Consider the following 13861-nt stretch of genomic DNA (forward strand, 5'->3'; position numbering starts at 1 on the left):
ATGCCGCTCACCGCCAAACCGCTTGCCGGGGTCAAAGTCATCGAACTCGGCACCTTGATCGCCGGGCCTTTCGCATCGCGTATCTGCGGCGAATTCGGCGCCGAGGTGATCAAGGTCGAATCCCCGGATGGCGGCGATCCCCTACGTAAATGGCGCAAGCTTTATGAAGGAACTTCGCTGTGGTGGTTCGTCCAGGCGCGCAACAAGAAATCCCTGACCTTGAACCTGAAACACCCGGACGGCCTGGCGATTCTCAAACAGCTCCTCAGCGAAGCCGACATCCTCATCGAAAACTTCCGCCCCGGTGTGCTGGAAAAACTCGGCCTCGGCTGGGAAGTTCTGCATGCGTTGAATCCGAAACTGGTGATGGTGCGCCTCTCGGGTTTCGGTCAGACCGGGCCGATGAAGGATCAGCCGGGTTTTGGTGCCGTCGGCGAATCCATGGGTGGCTTGCGCTACATCACTGGCTTCGAGGATCGACCGCCGGTGCGCACCGGTATTTCCATTGGTGACTCGATTGCCGCGCTCTGGGGCGTAATTGGCGCGTTGATGGCGCTGCGTCACCGCGAGGTCAATGGCGGTCAGGGGCAAGTGGTGGACGTTGCGTTGTATGAAGCAATATTTGCCATGATGGAAAGCATGGTTCCGGAGTTCGACGTCTTCGGCTTTATCCGTGAGCGCACCGGCAACATCATGCCGGGAATCACGCCCTCCTCCATCCACACCAGCGCCGACGGCAAGCACGTGCAAATCGGTGCCAATGGCGACGCAATCTTCAAGCGCTTCATGCAGGCGATAGGTCGCACGGATCTGTCTGAAGATCCAACCCTGGGCAGCAACGATGGTCGCGACGCTCGGCGCGATGAACTATACGGGGTGATCGATCGCTGGGTCAGCTCATTGCCACTGGATGCGGTGATCGAGCAATTGAATCTGGCCGAAGTACCGGCCAGCCGGATCTTCAGCGCTGAAGACATGTTCAGCGATCCGCAATTTCTCGCTCGGGAAATGTTCCTGCAGGCCAGGCTGCCCGATGGCAAAGCCTTCAAGATGCCGGGAATCGTTCCGAAACTCTCGGATACCCCGGGTACATCCGAGTGGGTCGGGCCAGCGCTCGGCGAACATAACGTGCAGGTGCTGAACGATCTTGGCTACGACGCCGAGCAGATCAACCGCCTGCGCGAAGTCGGGGCTATCTAAGCTGAGGTGCCTGTCTTTGATTCGCCTGCTGAGCATTTTTCCGTTGCTGGCGTGCCTGCTGGCAGTGCCAGGGGCGGTTCAAGCCAAGGAGACGTTAGTCTGGCTGCTGCGCGACTTGCCACCCTTGACGATTTTCGAGGGACCGCAAAAAGGACGCGGAGCGATCGATCAATTGATTCCGCTCCTGATCGCCAGCATGCCGGAATACGATCACCAGATTGTGCGGGTCAACCGTGCGCGCGGCATGCAAATGCTTCGTGCCCACTCATTCACCTGCGATCCTTCGCTGATCTGGAATAAAGAGCGCGCACAGCGAATCGTATATTCGATACCGGCCCTCAGGATCATGAGCAACGGCCTCGCAGTGCGACGTCAAGACCGCGCGGCTCTGGCTCCGTTCATGGTCGACGGTCAAGTCGATCTGACATCACTGCTGGCCCGTAGCGGCAAGAAACTCGGGGTGGTTGCCGAGCGCAGTTATGGTCAAACGGTAGACGGTCTGCTGCAACAGGCAGCAGCCGAGGCATTGGCTGCGCACTATGGCAATGACGCGCTGGGCAGCCTGCTGCAAATGCAGCGTCTGGGCCGTCTGAGCGCGTTATTGGGCTACTGGCCGGAAATCCGCTACCAGGCGCAGCAACAAGGCATATCACCCGCAGAGCTGGCGTTCTACCCGATCAAGAATACGGAAAAATATCAGTCGATTCATGTCGGTTGCTCGGATACCGCGCAAGGGCGTCAAGCCATCACCCGCATCAACAAGGCCTTGGGCGATTTGCGTCAGGATACACTGAGCGGATTCTATGCCGCCTGGCTTGATCCAGAGATGCGTCGCGATTATCTGGCAGATGCCAGGGCATTTTTTCAGGGCCCGTCGGGGCAATGACAAACGCCAGGCAAAAAGAAACCCCGAGAAGTGGGGAGACGACTCGGGGTTAAACGTGGCCTATAAAGACCAGTACAACAAGCTACAAGCACCGGAGCACAATGCTTGATCCTGTTGTACAAAATCTGACTGGTCCGACGGCATTAAGGTTCCCCAAATACTAAAATCAATTGTTCCTGGCGAACACCTTGTCCTGTGCGGCGTTGCGCAAAGCGGCAATAACACAGGGTTCGAGGCGCCCTTCGGCAATCAACACATCACGATGCAGACCGTCGACAACATCTGTCAGCGCACGTTTGTCGGCCAGCTGAGCCTGATTGAACTCCCGCTCGACCACAATGGCTCCGGTGGCATTCTTCAAGGTCACCAGGCATTCGCCATGGGCACCCGACGGGGTCAGGGCTACCTGATAGGGGGTCAACGCCTCCCCTAGCAACAGGCGGATACTTTCCATCTCGATCACCACTCAATAGTCCGAAAACAAAGTGCCTAAGGGCGTGTCCACAGTAAATGACCACCGGCCCGAGGAGAAAGTCGTCACGTCGACCGAAAGCGAGTCACGTCAATGTGAGTGTGTAGAGCATGCAGGTGAAACATGACAGAGATAAAACAGCTGGCCCGCCGTCAATCGGTGCCAGGCCCTTTGCGCTCATTACAATCGATCCAGCCACCCAGCAATCCCCGTAAATGCCCCTCTGCACTGTAGAACGGAACCGTCCACTGATAGACGTTCATAACGCCGGTTTTAAACCTCAATTGTCTATTGATGAATCTGGTTCTTTGCGTGTTCAACTGCTCCATGAGCTCCACATGCAGCTGCTCGGCCATCTCCTTGGGGAAGACATCGACCTCTGTCAACCGGCGTCCCTGTACTTGATCCTGGCGAACCGATAACCGCTCTTCATAGCTTTTGTTGCACATCACCAGACGCGCTTCCAGATCGCGGACAAAAACCGGACTTGGAATGGCATTGAGCAGCACACGTTCAAAAGCCAGCTGATCACTGAGTTGTTTTTCGACCTTGAGGCGCTGTTGCACCTGACGCTTGAGCTGACGATCCCAAACCAGGGAAATCAATCCAAACACCATGGCGACAACTGCCCCCCAACACACCCAGCGCGAAACACGCTGCCATAAGGAGAGCGGTGCCGCAGGCGCAATGCCGCCCAGCCACTTCTGGCGAATACCGCGCAACTCGGCGGCGGTGAACGCATCAAGCGCCTTGTTGAGGATGCTCAATAACTGTGGCTGGTTTTTACGGATCGCGAGGTGATCGGACATCCATTTACCTTCCAGACGGCGCCCCACCTTGAGTTGTCCTAGCGGATATAGATGCGCGCCCGTCTCGTTCTCGATGGTTACATCCGCCTCGCCACTTTCCACCAGGGACCTGGCTTCGGTATAGGTCTTGACCGAGCGCAGACGAATATCCGGGTAGTCAGCTTTTATATTGGCCTCCAGAGCATGTCGTTCCGGTAGCACCAAAACCCTCCCTGAGAGTTTATCCAGGGAAACCCATGGGGATTCGTCTGCCCGGATCACGAAGACCCAGCCCGATCCTCCAAAGGCATGACTGAAATCGAGAAACGCTTTGCGCTCGTCATTCACCGCAAGGGTCGTACTCATGTCCGCCTTGCCATTTTCCAGCAGCCCGAGCATTTGAGCGTTGGAAAAGGTTTCCTCATGGATAAACTGCAAACCCGTCAGCGCTGAAATGTGCTTGAGGATATCGCTGTTCAATCCGGCCCACTGCCCGCGCTTGTTCTTGAACAGATACAGCGGATATTGCAATGAAGCCACTATGACTTGAGGGTGTTCCCGGATCCATTCCAGCTCTGCTGCATCAAGCATGGAAGCCTTGCCCGCGATAGAGGCCTCAGGAGCCGCTGCCCCGCTGTGAGCCGCCAAGGCGGGATGACCGACTCCCACCGCTGCAAAAAAAAACCACCAGCACAGGGCCAGTTTGAACCCTCCAAAAAACCGCATTGCCGCTCCCTTCACTGTCATTCGCCCGTCCCTCAACGGCGAAACTATGACAAGTGTGGCACGCAGAAATGAGAAAGCCCGTCAGAGACGGGCTTCAATATGTGACAGTTCTAGTCAATCAAAGAGGCTTGCCGCGGTTGCCATGCTGACTGACAAAGGCCTGTACGGCTTTTAGGTCATTGGCCAACACAGTGCAGCGTTCATCTCGCTCGAACAAATCAGAAAGATGAGCCGGTAGCTCAAGGGCTTTTCCTACGCCGGCTTTTTCCACGGCTTCAGGGAACTTGACCGGGTGAGCGGTTCCCAGAATCACCATTGGAATATCCAGGCTGCGACGGCACTCACGGGCAGCCTTGACACCGATGGCCGTATGCGGGTCCAGCAACTCACCGCTTTGGGCGAAGACTTCAGCGATGGTTTCGCAGGTTTGTGCATCATCAACCGCCAGCGAATCGAACAGTTTGCGTGTTTCGGTCCAGCGATCGTCATCAACGCTGAAACCGCCGCCCTGCTTGAAGGTTTCCATCAGGCCAGCCAGCGCAGCGCCGTTACGACCATGCATGTCGAACAACAGACGCTCGAAGTTCGACGAAACCATGATGTCCATCGACGGCGACAGGGTCGCGTGCAGGGTTTGCTTGACATACTGATTGCCGCTCATGAAACGGTGCAGGATGTCGTTGCGGTTGGTGGCGACGATCAATTGATTGATCGGCAGGCCCATGTTGCGTGCCAGATAGCCGGCGAAGATATCGCCGAAGTTGCCGGTCGGCACCGAGAACGATACCGAACGGGCCGGACCGCCCAGCTGCAGGGATGCATGGAAGTAGTAAACGATCTGGGCCATGATCCGCGCCCAGTTGATCGAGTTTACTGCGACCAGGCGCGTGCCCTTGAGGAAGCTCTGGTCGGCGAAGCTGGCCTTGACCATTTCCTGGCAGTCATCGAAGTTGCCATCGATGGCGATGTTGTGGATGTTCTCGCCGAAGATGGTCGTCATCTGCCGACGCTGAACCTCGGAGACACGGTTGTGCGGGTGCAGGATGAAGATGTCGACGTTTTCGCAGTGCTTGCAGCCTTCGATCGCCGCCGACCCGGTATCACCGGAAGTGGCGCCAATGATGACCACGCGCTCGCCACGTTTTTCCAGCACGTAATCCAGCAGTCGACCCAGCAGTTGCAGGGCAAAGTCCTTGAACGCCAGGGTCGGGCCATGGAACAGCTCGAGCACCCATTCGTTACCGTTCAGCTGACGTAGCGGCGCCACGGCACCGTGGGAGAACACGGCGTAGGTTTCTTCGAGAATTTTCTTGAAATCGGCATCCGGAATACTGCCGGTAACGAACGGGCGCATCACCCGGAACGCCAGTTCGTGGTACGGCAGGCCCGCCCAGGAGGCGATTTCTTCCTGGGTGAAGCGTGGCAGGTTTTCCGGCACGTAAAGGCCGCCGTCACTGGCCAGACCGGCCAGCAGGACTTCTTCGAAATTCAGGGCCGGTGCCTGGCCGCGGGTACTGATATAACGCATGACTGGCTCCAATAGACAGTGTTCGCAAACCCGGGCCCGCACGCGAGCCCGGTGAACGATAACGGCTTAGTTCAGGTGCTCGACGCGGATCCGTACGACCGGACCGACCACGTCTGCCAAGGCTTCCAGAGCGGCGATCGCATCATTCATGCGCTGTTCCAGCACACGGTGGGTCAGCAGGATCATCGGCACCAGACCGTCATGCTCTTCGACTTCTTTCTGCATGATCGATTCGATGTTGATGCCGCGCTCCGACAGGATGCTCGCGACCTGGGCCAGTACGCCCGGATGGTCCTTGGCCTGGATACGCAGGTAGTAAGCACTTTCACAGGCTTCGATCGGCAGGATCGGATGGGCCGATAGCGAGTCCGGCTGGAAGGCCAGGTGCGGGACGCGGTTTTCCGGGTCCGAGGTCATGGCGCGAACCACGTCCACCAGATCGGCGATCACCGAGGAAGCCGTCGGCTCCATGCCGGCACCGGCACCGTAGAACAGCGTCGAGCCCGCGGCGTCGCCGTTGACCATGACCGCGTTCATCACGCCGTTGACGTTGGCGATCAGGCGATCAGCCGGGATCAGCGTCGGGTGCACCCGCAACTCGATGCCCCTGGAAGTGCTGCGCGCCACACCCAGGTGCTTGATGCGATAGCCCAGGGCTTCGGCATAGTTCACGTCGGCGGTAGTCAGCTTGGTGATGCCTTCGGTGTAGGCCTTGTCGAATTGCAGCGGGATGCCGAAGGCGATGGAGGCCAGGATCGTCAGCTTGTGGGCCGCATCGATGCCTTCGACGTCGAAGGTCGGATCGGCTTCGGCGTAACCCAAGGCTTGCGCCTCGGCGAGTACGTCTTCGAAAGTGCGACCCTTCTCACGCATTTCGGTGAGGATGAAGTTGCCGGTGCCGTTGATGATCCCGGCGACCCAGTTGATGCGGTTGGCGGACAGGCCTTCACGGATCGCCTTGATCACCGGAATGCCACCCGCCACAGCCGCTTCGAACGCCACAATCACACCCTTCTCGCGGGCCTTGGCGAAAATCTCATTACCGTGAACGGCGATCAATGCCTTGTTCGCGGTGACCACATGCTTGCCATTCTCGATGGCCTTGAGTACCAGCTCGCGGGCAACGGTGTAGCCGCCCATCAGCTCTATAACGATGTCGATCTCAGGGTTCGTGGCCACTTCGAAGACATCGTTGGTAATCGCAATACCGGTCGTTTGGAACTGAGGCTTTGGCGTGCGCATGGCAATTTGTGCCACTTCGATTCCACGCCCGGCACGACGAGCAATTTCCTCGGCGTTGCGCTGAAGTACGTTGAAGGTACCGCCACCGACGGTCCCTAACCCACAGATGCCTACTTTGACCGGTTTCACTGTGAACTCCCCATGAAACGGCCGACTCAAGGTCGGCCGTGGAAACAGCCGCACAACGCGCGGCTCTCTATTAATGGAACGACGACCGCAGTCACCGCACCATGATCGTCAACGGCTTGGCGTGACGATGCAGGATTATTTCGCACCCAGTGCCAGTTTGGCGACTTGTGGCGCAGGCTGATAGCCCGGAATCACTTGGCCATCGGCCAAAACGATGGCCGGTGTACCGTTCACACCAATAGACTGACCGATGGCGAACTGTTTGGAAACCGGGTTGGCGCACTTGGCCGCCTTGATTTCCGTGCCGTCGACCATCTTGTCCATCGCCGCTTTCTTGTCTTTCGAGCACCAGACCGCTTGCAGCTGCTCGTCACCCGGCGAACCCAGGCCCTGACGGGGGAAAGCGACGTAACGCACTTCAATACCCATTTTGTTCAGCTCAGGCACTTCGGCATGCAGCTTGTGGCAGTACGGGCAGGTGGTGTCGGTGAATACCGTGATGTGCGATTTGGTTTCGCCGATGGCCGGATAAACCACAGTTTCGGCGACAGGGATGCCATTAATCAACTTGGAAACGCCCAGACGCTCGGTTTTTTCGGTCAGGTTGACCGGTTTGCCGTCCTTGAGCTGGAACAGGTAACCCTGCATGACGAACTGGCCGTCGGCACTGGCATACAGCACGCGGCTGCCTTTGAGTTTGACTTCGTACAGACCGGCCACTGGACTGGCGCTGATGGTATCGACTGGCACTTCGAGTTGCAGGTTATCGAGGCTCTTGCGAATCGCTTTCTCCGCAGCGTCATCGGCCACCGCAAAGGTACTGACCAACGCAATGGCTGCGGCGGCGAAAATCTGGGTCACGCGCATGGGAACTCCTGAAGGCGGACAAATGGAACGACTGGAACGCCGGTACTGAAACATCGGGGGTTCAGCCGCCCACTGTACAAACCGGCAAAGCCTACCACATAAGGCCCCTGTGGCCGAATGCGGCTGACGCAAGAGCTACAAAGCTTTTGTGGGAGCGAGCCTGTTCGCGATAGCTATCTGTCAGTTACATCAATGCTGAATGTGCCGCCGTATTCGCGAGCAGGCTCGCTCACACAAGAGGACACGGTCAACCGCGCGGATGGTGTTTGGCGTGCAGGTCTTGCAAGCGGGCACGTGCCACATGGGTGTAGATCTGCGTAGTCGAGAGATCGCTGTGGCCGAGCAGCATCTGCACCACCCGCAGGTCGGCACCGTGATTGAGCAGATGGGTGGCAAAGGCATGGCGCAAGGTATGCGGGGACAAGGACTTGCCGATCCCGGCGACTTTCGCCTGGTGCTTGATGCGGTGCCAGAACGTTTGCCGGGTCATCTGATCGCCACGCAGGCTGGGAAACAGCACATCGCTGGGGCGCCCGCCCAGCAGTTCGTGGCGGGCGTCGCGCATGTAACGCTCGACCCAGACGATCGCCTCCTCGCCCATCGGCACCAGCCGCTCCTTGCTACCCTTGCCCATCACCCGCAGCACGCCCTGGCGCAGATTGACCTGCTCCAGGGTCAGGCTGATCAGTTCGGTCACCCGCAGGCCACAGGCATACAGCACTTCGAGCATGGCACGATCACGCTGACCGATGGCCTCACTCAGGTCTGGTGCCGTCAGCAGCGCTTCGACATCGGCCTCAGACAAGGATTTGGGCAACGGCCTGCCGAGTTGTGGCATATCGATCTGCAAGGTTGGATCGAGCGCAATCAGCTTCTCCCGCAGCAAGTACCGATAAAAGCCACGCACACCCGAGAGAAAACGCGCGGTGGAACGTGGCTTATAGGCTTGCTCAAGACGCCAGGCCAGGTGATCGAGGATCAGCTCGCGGCCGGCATTGATCAACTCCAGGCCCTGCTCCTGCAGCCAGCCGTTGAACAGCGCAAGATCACTGCGATAGGCATTGCGGGTATTTTCGGCCAGGCCTTTTTCCAGCCATAAGGCATCGAGAAACTGATCTATCAGGGGATGGTCGATGGCAGGCATGAGCACTCAGGATTCGCAAGCTCAAGGCCGCGCGTGAAGAGACAGTGGATCGGGTCGATGGGCTCTAGTCTTTCATAGCCAGTTGTTTCAAGGAACAGGGAGCCCCCCCAAAAAATCGTCCGGCCCCAAGATCAAAAGATCGCAGCCTGCGGCAGCTCCTACGGGGGGATCGGCGCAACAACGAGTGAACACGGTCGGCGCAGTGATCGAAAAAGACAAAAAACGGGCAACAAAAAAGCAGCCCGCAGGCTGCTTTTTTTTTTGCATCGAAAAGCTGGACTTAAGCCAGTTTTTCCTTGATGCGAGCTGCTTTACCGGACAGGTCACGCAGGTAGTACAGCTTGGCTTTACGTACGTCACCGCGACGTTTAACGGCCATGCTGTCGATTTGCGGGCTGTAGGTCTGGAAAGTACGCTCTACGCCAACACCGTTGGAGATTTTACGAACGGTGAAAGCACTGTTCACACCACGGTTACGCTTGGCGATTACTACGCCTTCGAACGCTTGCAGACGCGAACGGTCGCCTTCCTTCACTTTCACCTGAACGACAATAGTGTCGCCCGGGGCAAAGGTAGGGATCTCTTTGGTCATCTGCTCTGCTTCGAGTGCAAGAATGATTTTGTTAGTCATGCTGTGCTCCTAAGGTAAATCGTCGGATCTACCATCGATACGTTGTTAACTATCGTCCCGCTCGCGGATGTATTCCTCGAGCAGCTTCTTCTCTTCTCCAGAAAGCGAGCGGCTTTCCAGAAGATCGGCGCGTCGTTCAAAGGTCCGCCCAAGGGACTGCTGTAAACGCCAACGCCGGATGTGTGCGTGGTTGCCACTAAGCAACACGTCGGGAACACGCTGATCCGCATACACCTCCGGTCGGGTGTAATGCGGGCAATCCAGCAGACCATCCGTGAAGGAATCTTCCTCGGCGGAGTCCGCATGCCCTAAAGCTCCAGGCAGCAGTCGTGTAACCGCATCTATCAGGACCATCGCCGGCAGCTCGCCGCCAGACAGAACATAGTCCCCAATCGACCACTCTTCATCGACATGAGCTTCAATAAAACGCTCGTCAATGCCTTCATAGCGGCCGGCAATCAGGATTAATGCTTCCTCATTCGCCAACTCGCGCACCGCCGACTGAGTCAGTTGACGGCCTTGGGGCGACAAGTAAATTACCTTCGCCGCCTCCCCGGCTGCCTGCCTGGCCTGAACCAGAGCATCTTCCAGGGGCTTGATCTTCATCACCATGCCCGGACCACCGCCAAATGGGCGATCGTCCACAGTGTGATGTCGATCCGTCGTGTAGTCTCGCGGATTCCAACAGGTGAGCTGCAAGAGCCCCTGTTTCACCGCACGACTGGTGATGCCGTAGTCGCTGATGGCAGAGAACATCTCGGGAAACAAACTGATCACTTCTACGCGCAAATTAGCCACGCTTAGAAGTCCGCATCCCATTCCACCTTCATCTCGCCCGCTGCCAGGTCGACGGCCAACACGCATTGCTCGGTATAGGGCAACAGGCGTTCGCGATCATCCAGGCTGCCAGCGCAAGGCTTGACCACCATTACATCATTCGAGCCGGTCTCCAGCAGGTGATCGATTTTCCCGAGCAATTGCCCGAGTTGGTCAATAACCTTGAGGCCTTCCAGCTGGTACCAGTAGTACTCGCCGTCGGTCAGATCAGGAAACAGGTTACGCGGCACGCAGATTTCAAAACCGGCCAGAAGACGAGCTTCTTCACGGTCATCGAGACCCTTGAGCTTTGTGACCAGAAACTTGCCGCCTTGTACGCGGCCGCTGACCAGCTCTACCTGTCGTACATCGCCATCACGCTTGAGCGTCCAGGTCTTGTAATCCAACAGGTTTGCAATTGGATCAGTAAAGGAAAAGACCTTCACTTCGCCGCGAACGCCATGGATAGAGTAAATCTTGCCGATAACGATCAAATCATCAGCAATAGCAGGCGTCGCGTTCATATTGCTCAGGCCGCAGCCTTAGCAGCGTCCTTCAACAACTGAGCAACACGCTCAGAAGGTTGTGCACCAACGCTCAGCCAGTAGGCTACGCGCTCTTGGTTCACGGACAGGCGGACTTCTTGACCACGAGCGATCGGGTTGAAGAAACCAACTTGTTCTTTGTGCGAACCGTCGCGTGGGTTACGGCTGTCGGTCACGGTCAAGTGGTAAAACGGGCGCTTTTTGGAGCCGCCAAGGGCAAGACGGATTGTTAGCATGTGAACATCGTTCCTGTAGTCGGTGCTGCAAATCTAAATGCACAGCGGGCATAGGTGCCCGAAAGGCCGCATATTCTAAGGAATATCCGGACTTTTGCAAATGTCTTTTTCCGGCGCCTATCGGCATGCCATCAAGATTTGCTATAGAGCCGTTGCGAACAACGGCAGGTCAGCTCCCGCCAAGCGCGGGTTTGCTGGAGATCCCACGTCCGTGTGGGGCTGCGCCGACATGACTGTCGACGCGAAACTTTTATCTTTTCGGCATACCGCCGCCGGGCAACATTCCGCCCATGCCGCGCATCATTTTCGCCATTCCGCCTTTGGCGGAGAATTTCTTCATCATCTTCTGCATCTGCTTGTGCTGCTTGATCAAGCGACCGATGTCCTGCACCTGAGTACCGGAACCCATGGCGATCCGACGTTTGCGCGAACCGCTGATCAGCTCAGGGTCGCGGCGCTCGGCCGGGGTCATGGAGTTGATGATGGCCTCCATCTGTTTGAACTGCTTCTCTGCCGCGCCCTGGGCATTGCCCATCTGCGCCAGATTCACTCCGCCGATGTTCGGCAGCTTGTCCATCAGGCCGCCGAGGCCGCCCATATTCTTCATTTGTTGCAGTTGATCGCGGAAGTCTTCGAGATCGAAGCCCTTACCTTTCTTCAGCTTCTTGGCAAGCTTGTCGGCTTTGTCTTTATCGAGGGTCTGTTCAGCCTGTTCGATAAGGCTGAGCACGTCACCCATGCCAAGAATACGCGAAGCGATCCGCTCTGGGTGGAACGGCTCGAGCGCATCGCTCTTCTCGCCCATACCGATGAACTTGATCGGCTTGCCGGTGATTGCGCGAACCGACAGCGCGGCACCACCACGGGCATCACCGTCGACCTTGGTCAGGATCACACCTGTCAGCGGCAACGCATCGCCAAAGGCCTTGGCGGTGTTGGCGGCATCCTGGCCAGTCATGGCATCGACCACGAACAGCGTTTCGACCGGCTTGATCGCCGCGTGCAGGGCCTGGATCTCGCCCATCATCTCGGCATCGATGTGCAGACGACCAGCGGTATCGACGATTACCACGTCGATGAATTTGAGTCGGGCTTCCTTGATCGCCGCTTCAGCGATCGCCACCGGCTTCTGGCTCAGATCGGACGGGAAGAAGGTTATGCCAACTTCACCGGCGAGCATTTCCAGCTGCTTGATTGCCGCCGGACGGTAGACGTCCGCCGATACCACCATCACGCTCTTCTTCTTGCGCTCTTTAAGGAAACGCGCAAGTTTGCCGACGGTAGTGGTTTTACCCGCACCTTGCAGACCGGCCATCAACACCACGGCTGGCGGCACAGCGCTCAGATTCAGGTCTTCGTTGGCCGCGCCCATCAGGCTTTCGAGTTCGGCCTGAACGATCTTCACGAAGGCCTGGCCCGGCGTCAGGCTGCGCGACACCTCGGTGCCGACAGCGCGCTCCTTGACCGCATGGACGAAGTCTTTGACCACCGGCAAGGCGACGTCGGCTTCGAGCAACGCCATGCGCACTTCACGCAGGGTGTCTTTGATATTGTCCTCGGTCAGCTTGGCCTTGCCGGTGACATGGCGCAGCGTCTGCGAGAGACGGTCAGTCAGGTTTTCAAACATGCGCGATCCTTTCAGGCCCTATAGTAGACCGAGGTAATGGCGGCCCAGCCCGTGAAAAACGTATGCTCGGCGAGCCTGCGGCGTGGGCAGGTCGCGGATTATAGCGAAGACTGGGGCCGGCGGACACCTCGCTGTCTGGTTCTGTGGTCTTTCGTGTCATGTGGGTTCTATGCCAAACTCAATGCCTTCCGGGCTTGCCTAACAGGATTTATGCTCCCCTTGTCACCCAGCTTGCTAACCGCCCTCGCCGCCGCCTGCTTATATGCCGCTGCGACCCTCTATCAAGGCTCTCGTCTGGCCATAGGCGCCAAGGCGAACAAACGCCTGCTGGTCACGCTCGGCGTCCTCGCCGTGCTGACCCATAGCGCCAGCCTTTTCAACCATCTGATGACTCCGATCGGCCTGGGCCTGGACTTTTTCAGCGCTGCCAGCCTGATTGCCGTCGCGGTGATAGCCCTGACGCTGCTGGCCTGCTCGCGGATTCCGGTGGAAAACCTGCTGTTGTTGCTGTTCCCGCTAGGGCTGGCCACGGTGTTGCTCGCGCAATTCGCGCCGTCGGGCACGGTGCAGGTGATCGATGAGGCACCGGGGATCCTGGCGCACATCCTGCTCTCAATCCTGGCCTATGGCATGTTCACCATCGCGGTGTTCCAGGCCTTGCTGCTGCTGATCCAGGATCACCAGCTCAAGCACAAGCATCCGTCCGGCCTGATCAAGAACTTCCCGCCGTTGCAAACCATGGAAAGCCTGTTGTTCGGCTTCCTCTGGGCCGGCTGGACGCTGCTGTCGCTGTCGCTGATTTCCGGTTGGCTGTTCGTCGAGAACCTGTTTGCCCAGCACCTGGTCCACAAAACCCTGCTGGCATTCCTGGCCTGGATCGTCTTCAGCGTGCTGCTGTGGGGCCGCAACCGCCTCGGCTGGCGCGGACACAAGGCCATTCGCTGGACCCTTGCCGGTTTCTGCCTGCTGATGCTGGCGTATTTCGGCAGCAAGCTGGTCCGCGAATACATCCTGCATGTCTGAC

General features: G+C 57.8%; 14 protein-coding genes. 3 read left to right on the forward strand and 11 right to left on the reverse strand.

Annotated features, from left to right (window positions below; translation table 11 throughout):
- Entirely contained in the window at positions 1-1200 is a 1200-nt protein-coding gene (locus tag AC3IUA_RS25390) for a CaiB/BaiF CoA transferase family protein (RefSeq protein WP_489357592.1), read from the forward strand.
- 10 nt (positions 1201-1210) lie between these two features.
- Positions 1211-2086 (forward strand): TIGR02285 family protein, encoded by an 876-nt coding sequence (locus AC3IUA_RS25395; RefSeq protein ID WP_489362476.1) that lies wholly within the window; start codon positions 1211-1213, stop codon positions 2084-2086.
- 166 nt (positions 2087-2252) lie between these two features.
- Here the strand turns inward: AC3IUA_RS25395 and AC3IUA_RS25400 are convergent, their stop codons facing one another.
- The 11 genes from AC3IUA_RS25400 to ffh form a co-directional block, all read right to left on the reverse strand.
- A complete protein-coding gene (locus tag AC3IUA_RS25400; protein ID WP_489357593.1) occupies positions 2253-2540 on the reverse strand; it encodes a DUF3509 domain-containing protein in 288 nt (95 codons plus the stop codon).
- A 170-nt stretch (positions 2541-2710) separates the two neighbouring features.
- Positions 2711-4072 (reverse strand): transporter substrate-binding domain-containing protein, encoded by a 1362-nt coding sequence (locus tag AC3IUA_RS25405; protein ID WP_489362478.1) that lies wholly within the window; start codon positions 4070-4072, stop codon positions 2711-2713.
- A gap of 118 nt (positions 4073-4190) precedes the next feature.
- Positions 4191-5600 carry a threonine synthase gene (gene thrC / locus AC3IUA_RS25410; RefSeq protein WP_489357594.1) on the reverse strand — a complete coding sequence of 470 codons (1410 nt, stop codon included), beginning with the start codon at positions 5598-5600 and terminating at the stop codon, positions 4191-4193.
- 66 nt (positions 5601-5666) lie between these two features.
- Positions 5667-6971 carry a homoserine dehydrogenase gene (locus tag AC3IUA_RS25415; protein WP_489357595.1) on the reverse strand — a complete coding sequence of 435 codons (1305 nt, stop codon included), beginning with the start codon at positions 6969-6971 and terminating at the stop codon, positions 5667-5669.
- Positions 6972-7106: 135 nt separating this feature from the next.
- Positions 7107-7838 carry a thioredoxin fold domain-containing protein gene (locus tag AC3IUA_RS25420; RefSeq protein ID WP_489357596.1) on the reverse strand — a complete coding sequence of 244 codons (732 nt, stop codon included), beginning with the start codon at positions 7836-7838 and terminating at the stop codon, positions 7107-7109.
- Between the two features lie 247 nt (positions 7839-8085).
- On the reverse strand, positions 8086-8982 hold the full coding sequence (gene xerD / locus AC3IUA_RS25425; protein WP_489357597.1) for a site-specific tyrosine recombinase XerD: 897 nt from the start codon (positions 8980-8982) through the stop codon (positions 8086-8088).
- Positions 8983-9262: 280 nt separating this feature from the next.
- Positions 9263-9613: a 50S ribosomal protein L19 gene (gene rplS, locus AC3IUA_RS25430; RefSeq protein ID WP_003175895.1), complete on the reverse strand. Its 351-nt coding sequence runs from the start codon at positions 9611-9613 to the stop codon at positions 9263-9265.
- A gap of 45 nt (positions 9614-9658) precedes the next feature.
- On the reverse strand, positions 9659-10432 hold the full coding sequence (trmD, locus tag AC3IUA_RS25435) for a tRNA (guanosine(37)-N1)-methyltransferase TrmD (RefSeq protein ID WP_489357598.1): 774 nt from the start codon (positions 10430-10432) through the stop codon (positions 9659-9661).
- Positions 10414-10953, reverse strand: coding sequence for a ribosome maturation factor RimM (gene rimM, locus AC3IUA_RS25440; protein WP_489357599.1), 540 nt, complete (start codon positions 10951-10953; stop codon positions 10414-10416). Before rimM ends, trmD begins: the two co-directional genes overlap by 19 nt.
- A gap of 5 nt (positions 10954-10958) precedes the next feature.
- A complete protein-coding gene (gene rpsP / locus AC3IUA_RS25445; RefSeq protein ID WP_262114813.1) occupies positions 10959-11210 on the reverse strand; it encodes a 30S ribosomal protein S16 in 252 nt (83 codons plus the stop codon).
- Positions 11211-11460: 250 nt separating this feature from the next.
- Positions 11461-12837: a signal recognition particle protein gene (gene ffh / locus AC3IUA_RS25450; RefSeq protein ID WP_489357600.1), complete on the reverse strand. Its 1377-nt coding sequence runs from the start codon at positions 12835-12837 to the stop codon at positions 11461-11463.
- A gap of 210 nt (positions 12838-13047) precedes the next feature.
- Between ffh and AC3IUA_RS25455 the strand changes: the two genes are divergently transcribed.
- Complete coding sequence (locus tag AC3IUA_RS25455; protein ID WP_489357601.1) at positions 13048-13860, forward strand: cytochrome C assembly family protein; 813 nt, start codon at positions 13048-13050, stop codon at positions 13858-13860.
- The last annotated feature ends 1 nt before the right edge of the window (position 13861 follow it).

This window comes from Pseudomonas sp. KH_050, assembly GCF_057838875.1.